Annotated in this window: 3 protein-coding genes; all 3 read right to left on the reverse strand. The window is 47.4% G+C overall.

Annotation, left to right across the window (positions count from 1 at the left end; all coding sequences use genetic code 11):
- Positions 1 to 159: 159 nt before the first annotated feature.
- Complete coding sequence (locus tag RMY27_RS25805) at positions 160 to 1176, reverse strand: ribose-phosphate pyrophosphokinase (RefSeq protein WP_322667720.1); 1017 nt, start codon at positions 1174 to 1176, stop codon at positions 160 to 162.
- Positions 1177 to 2177: 1001 nt separating this feature from the next.
- Entirely contained in the window at positions 2178 to 4952 is a 2775-nt protein-coding gene (locus RMY27_RS25810; RefSeq protein ID WP_322667721.1) for a response regulator, read from the reverse strand.
- 2 nt (positions 4953 to 4954) lie between these two features.
- The coding region (locus RMY27_RS25815; protein ID WP_322667722.1) for an ATP-binding protein at positions 4955 to 6904 on the reverse strand (1950 nt) is incomplete at its 5' end.

Below are 6904 nucleotides of genomic sequence, written 5' to 3' on the forward strand. Positions count from 1 at the left end.
ATCCATTTTACTACTGCACATCAAAAAGGTCTTGGGCAGCGATTAGGGGTTTCGCCGACAAGGGACATTAGTGTTGGCGTAATAACTAAAAGCAAAAGCCCACACTGCACCCGATCAAGGAGTCAATGTGGGTAATTTATCCCTGTAACGGGAATGTAGTTAGCGGAACATACTACTTACTGAAGTATCTTCATGAATTCGCCAGATAGTTTCTCCCAACAGATTAGCTACTGACAGCACCACTAGTTGTGAAAAACGATTATTTTCTGGTATGGGAATGGTATTGGTGACAATAACTTCCTCAAACAAGCCACTAGACAACCGCTCCATCGCTGGTGGAGAAAATACCGCATGAGTTGCACAGGCATATACCTGACGCGCTCCTTCTTCACGCAGTAATCGCGCTCCTTCTGCGATCGTTCCCCCAGTGTCAATCATGTCATCTACTAACACTGCCGTTTTGCCTTTAACATCGCCGATGATATTTAACACTTCGGCAACATTATGTGCCTGACGACGTTTGTCAATAATTGCCAGTGGGGCATCATTAAGTTTTTTGGCAAATGCTCTGGCACGCGCTACACCGCCAACATCGGGGGAAACAACCACAAGATCGGGCAGTTCTTTGCTTGCTAGATAATCCAGCAATACTGGCGAACCGTAAACATGGTCAAAGGGAATATCGAAATAGCCTTGAATCTGAGCCGAGTGTAAATCCATTGCTAGAACGCGGTTGGCACCGGCTTCGGTGATCAAGTTAGCAACTAGCTTGGCGGTTATTGATTCTCTTCCTGCCGTTTTGCGATCGGCACGAGCATAGCCATAGTAGGGAATTACTGCCGTTACCTGTCGCGCAGAAGCCCGACGACAGGCGTCAACCATAATCAATAATTCCATCAAATGATCGTTGACGGGTTGACAACATGGCTGGATTAAATAGACATCACAACCCCGAATTGATTCTTGGATTTGAACGTAAAGTTCTCCATCCGCAAATCTTTTGCGAATCATTGGTCCCAAGTCCATGCCCACATAACGAGCGACTTCTTGAGACAGCTGTATATTAGCAGAACCCGAAAACAGCCGCAGGCGATGATTCTCGTTCAGCCCTGTTGTAGATGGTTGCACTTTGAAAGTTGCAGAACTGAGCACAGCAGATCCTTTATGTGCATTCATAGCAATATTATCATTAGAGATTTAATAGATCTAACCAAGAAATAGCCTAAAAAAACATCTGTAAGTTTTATTGAAGCTTCCATACAAAATTTAAACATTTTTGCATAAAATTACTATCCGCTAACTACCTAGTTTTCTTGGCAAACAAGCTATTGATAGCTTAACTGACATCAAGTTCATACACTAGGTCTGTAGTTAAATTTTTTGGTTGAGGTAAATAACCCCAATCGCTTAAACATTATTGGTGTGGTAGGTTCTTCTAGTTACCTCATTGATAGCTGATAGTAAGCATTGACAACTTTAGTGATATTAAAGAGTTTGTTCTCACACAGTATAGCACCTCTAGCTAAGTAGTAAAAATGTAATTTATTACTCCACACCATACGTATTGACAAAAATGATAATCATACAGCCTAGAAGCCGCTAGCAGTGGACAAAATTATTCCACCTGCGTACAAGCACGTTTTTAGACAAAGTTTGAATAAATATTAAATAAACATATTTTTTTGATACTAAAACATTGCTCAAAAAAATACTTCTCTCTAAGTAAATTTATATAAGTATTTTGACTTAATTTTTTTAATTAAATCTAGAAAAGTTATATCATGTTTGCATAATTAGTTATGATTTCCACAGTCATTGCACCCCACACGCCAGATGCTCCACTTGGGGAGACCCCAAGACCGCACTGGCTCCCCTTAATCCCCTCCCCGCTCTTCGGGAGGGGAGACGAAGCGTAGCTTTGGCGGGGTGGGGTTCTTCGGATTTAATTAAGTAATCAAGCGAACATGATATTATTCAATATCAATAACATTGTAAATGCTTAACCTGAACCTGAGCATTCTGTCAAGTGTAAGCTCCCAATTGCCGCTGAATTAGTTAGCATCCGTATTGCTGCCGGAATAAAATTATTACTGTTGGGTGTACTCTAATCTTTGGGTGGTTGCAGCACCTGCCTAAATTCATGCCCCTGTTCTGCAACGCCGAATTTTGAATTGGTATTAGTTGTGTTCTAGCAGCTTGACAATCTTACTCACTAACTCTTCTGGTTCTAATGGCTTGGTAATGTGAGCTTGAAACCCAGCAGTTAAGGCTTTTTGCTGGTCGATATCTGTGGCATAACCAGTAAGTGCGATCGCCGGAATCGTTCCTCCCTGATTCGGTGGGCGCAAACGAATCTGCTGAATCAGCATGTAGCCATCCATATCAACCATACCTATATCACTCACAATTACATCGGGAATGAAACTATCAAGTACTTGCAATGCTTCTAGCCCAGATGCAACAGCTGTCACTTTTGCGCCATTTTGTTCTAGCAAAAATGCTTCAAACTTGCGTGAAAACTTATCATCATCCACGAGCAAAATTTGCAGGTTGCTTAAGGGAGTCTGGGCGCTTGATGTTTCAGCCTCGGTTTGCTCAAGTACAATTTGTGCTGATTGGTTCAAGATCGGTATTTGAACTGTAAAGGTTGCGCCCTGATTCTCACCCAAGCTTTCTGCCTTGACTGTGCCACCGTGCAGTTCGACAATTTGGCGGACGATCGCTAGCCCCAAACCCAAGCCACCAAATTTGCGTGTCGTTGAGCTATCCTCTTGTCGGAAATAATCAAACACATGTGGTAGAAATTCCGGTTGAATGCCAATGCCTGTATCGCTCACCCGGATCTGAGCCTGCCCTGCAATTTGCCTTAATTCAATGATTACTTGCCCGTTATTTGGTGTAAATTTGACGGCATTGGTAAGCAAGTTCCACACCACTTGCTGCAAGCGGGCAGCGTCACCAGAGATAGGTGCAGGCGGATCGAGATCGATCTGTAAGCTAATATTCTTTGCTTCTGCTGCTAAACGCACCGTTTCCAGGGCAGCAGAAATAACAGAGATTAAATTAAGGGGAGCCACCTTTACGGACAGCTTGCCCTGCATAATCCGCGAAACGTCGAGTAAGTCTTCAATTAATTGTGATTGCAGTTTGGCGTTGCGCTCAATCGTTAGTAGTGCTTCGCGTTGACGGGCGGCATTGAGCTTGCCTTTTTGCAGCAGTTGTGACCAGCCCAAGATCGGGTTGAGGGGCGATCGCAACTCATGAGATAGCACCGCTAAAAACTCGTCTTTAATTTGGTTAGCTCGTTGCAACTGTTCTGCCTGTTGCTGAATCGAAACAATTAGGTTGGCTCGGTCGAGGGCGATCGCTATTTGCTCAGACATTAATTGCAGCAAATCAATTTCTTCTGAGGTAAAGCGAGTCCGGGTGCAGCTAGCAAAGCAGATAGTTCCCAATAACCGTTCTTGGACAATTAACGGTTGACCGACATAAGCGGTGGCACCCAGGTGGCGGTGGGTTTGGGCATGAGGATGAGTGGCAATTTGGGCGCGATCAAGAACGACAGCAACTCGTTCTTGAGCTACCCATCCACAAAGGTCTTCACCGAACTCAAGCCACTCGATCGCCTCTGCCATTTCTTGACTAATGCCCTCATAGTTTTGCAAATGCAGTCTGGGGTGGTTGTCTTTTGACTCGACGATGTAGTTGTAGTAATAGTCCAACCCTAGCTGGGGTGAGAGTTTGCTAAATAAATTGTGCATCAGCGTCATCGGTTGCTCAACCGCAAGTAAATTGCTGGTGATGTCATAGAGCAACCGCAAGCGTTCATCGGCTTGCCTCTGTGAGGTTACGTCGCGCATGATTTTGATAAATCCTTGCACGTCGTCGGCTTCATCGCGTAAGGGCATAATAAAGCCACTACCCCAAAAGCGGCTACCGTCTTTTCGGATATGCCAGCACTCATTTTCTGCCTGTCCTTGAGTTTGGGCGCTCTGCAATTCCCTCCCAGCGCGGTCTTGTACGTTGTCTTCGGGGCTGTAAAGGCAGCGACTGTCACGGCCAATGATTTCTGCTTCTGAATACTTGAATAATTGTTCAGCACCAGCACTCCAACTCGTGATCGCAGCATTGGAATCAACAGTTAAAATGGCATATTCTTTTGCACTTGCCACCATTAACCGAAAGCGAGCTTCACTTTGTTTGAGGGCAATTTCGATTTGTTTGCGAGCGGTAATGTCGTAGGACATTGCCAGCACAGCATCAACTTCACCGTGAGCATTGCGTAAGGGTGTGCCATGAGATATGTAGTAGCGATCGTGGCTGTTGTGTTCTAAGGTAAATGATTCGCCATTGAGAGCTTGACGGAAGTAGGGTTCGTAGCTGTCTGCTAGGGCGGGTTCGACGGCTTCCCAGAGTGTTTTGCCGACAAAGTTTTCTGTAGTCATACCGACCCACTCTAGCGCTTCGCCTTCTGCCAGCTGGTAGCGCAAATCTCGATCCACAATGAACACAGCGCCATGAGGCAGTTTGGCCGCAACTTGACGCAGGCGAGCTTCGGCAAGTTGGCGATCGCGCTTTTCTTGGGCTTCTCGCAGCGCTCGTTGGACACAAGGCACTAACCGCCCTAAGTTGCGCTTTAGCACATAGTCGGTGGCTCCCAGTTTCAGCGCTTCAATCGCCAATTCTTCGCCCATACTGCCAGAGACGAAAATAAAGGGCGTGTCAGGACACAAGTTTTGGGCAATTCCCAAGGCGGAAATGCCATCAAAACCAGGCAAGGCATAGTCTGCCAAAATCAAGTCAAACGCATTGGTTTCTAATGCTTTTACAAACTCAGCGCGAGTTTCTACCCGGAGCAGTTCACAATCAGTGCCGCCATCGGTCAGGGTGATATGTATCACCTCTGCATCAAGGGGATTGTCTTCCAGCAAAAGAAAGCGCAGCCCTGTCATAACTACACCTCATGTTTCGGCAGCGAAAAGTAGAACGTTGCGCCTTGGTCGATTGCGCCTTCTGCCCAGATGCGTCCGCCATGTCGATGAATAATCCGCCGTGCAGTGGCAAGCCCGACTCCCGTGCCAGGAAACTCTTCCTGGGGATGCAGCCGTTGAAACATGCTAAATAATTGATCGCAGTATTTCATGTCGAACCCTGCACCATTATCTTTGATAAAGAAAATCACTTCTTGCTCCTGCTCAATCCTACCAATTTTGATGGCGGCTTCGGTGTTATTGCGCGTGTACTTGACGGCATTCGACAGCAAATTTTGCAGTACTAGCCGTAGCAGTACTGGGTCAGCCTCTACCCTTGCCAATGGCTCGATTTCCCAGTGGAGCGATCGCCCGATTAGTTCCGGCTGCAATTGTGCTTGTACTTGTTGTACCAATTGACTGATATTAACAGTAGTCAAATGAATTTCTGTCTTCCCCAGGCGGGAAAATTCCAGCAGATCGTCTACCATTTTTTCTGCTTCAAGAGCAGATTTGGTGATAATGTTGAGAGTTTGCAAACTGGATGCATCGACGAGGGTTGCATTGAGCTTGCCTTGCAATCGTTCGGCAAAGCTGCTGATGTAGCGTAGTGGCGTTCGTAAGTCGTGGGATATAGAGGAAGAAAACGCCTCCAGTTCTTGATTGATGGCTTCTAGTTGAGCCGTCCGCGCTTTCACCTGTTGCTCTAAGCGTTCATTGAGCGTTTGTACTGCCTGCATTACCTGTTCGCGGTAGACTGCTTCGCGTCGCAGTTGTGCCAGTTGGAGGTTGGCATTAACTCGCGCTAACAATTCCCGTGCCGAGAAGGGTTTAATTAAGTAGTCATCTGCGCCAGTTTCTAAACCTTGCACCCGTGATTCTTCGCCAGCACGGGCAGAGAGCAAAATAATCGGGATTGTCTGGGTATTTGGTGAAGCCCGTAGCGATCGCAGCAACTCAAATCCATCCATTCTGGGCATCATCACATCCGCTAGCACCAAGTCATAGATGACATTTCCACCACGCCGGATCGCAGTCAGTGCGGCTAACCCATCATTTACAGCTTCCACCTCATAGTACTGGTTTAACAACCGCCTGAGATAGCCGCGCATATCGGCGTTGTCATCCACTAGGAGAATACGCGCCCTCTTGGAGCTTTGTGCTTGAACCTCCGAGCTTTGAGCGTGAACCTCTGAGCTTTGAGCGTGAACCTCTGAGCTTTGAGCGTGAACCTCTGAGCTTTGTGCGTGAATATCTGAGCTTTGTGCGTGAATATCTGAGCTTTGTGCGTGAATATCTGAGCTTTGCTGAGTTTTCACGTCATCTGGAAAAGCCAACGGAAAACCTAACCCCCCAGCCCCCTTCCCTACAAGGGAAGGGGGAGAAGTCAAAGCCTCTCTCCTTGTAGGGGAGAGGTTTGGAGAGGGGTTTTCCAAATCTCGTGAAAACTCAGCCGAGTTCTGAGCTTGAACCTCCGAGCTTTCTTCAGGTAGCCAACGCAAGGCTTCTTCAACAAAAGCGTTTGCAGTTACAGCCGTCGATGCCAGTGTAGAGGCAACCCAAATTTGGTCGGCGGGTAGATGGGCGGTTCCGGTGGGGATGGTGACGGTGAAAGTTGTGCCTTGGTCTACTGCGCTCGTAACCGCGATCGCGCCGCCGTGCCGCTTGACGAGTTCCTGCACCAGAGACAAGCCAATGCCTGAGCCTTCATAGCTGCGCCCCTTCGCGCCTTTGACTTGATAGAACCTCTCAAACAGGTGAGGCAGTTCGGAAGCGGGAATACCTACGCCCGTGTCGCTGACTGTCAATTCAACGAAGAGGCAGGGGGCATCGATAAGAGGCAGAGGGGCAGAGGGGCAGAGGGGCAGAGGAGAAGAATTGCTCCCCTGCTCCCCTGCTCCCCTGCTCCCCTGCTCCCCTGCTCCCCTGCTCCC

Origin of the sequence: Nostoc sp. DedQUE09 (assembly GCF_034530915.1) — a bacterium.
GTDB lineage: Bacteria > Cyanobacteriota > Cyanobacteriia > Cyanobacteriales > Nostocaceae > Nostoc.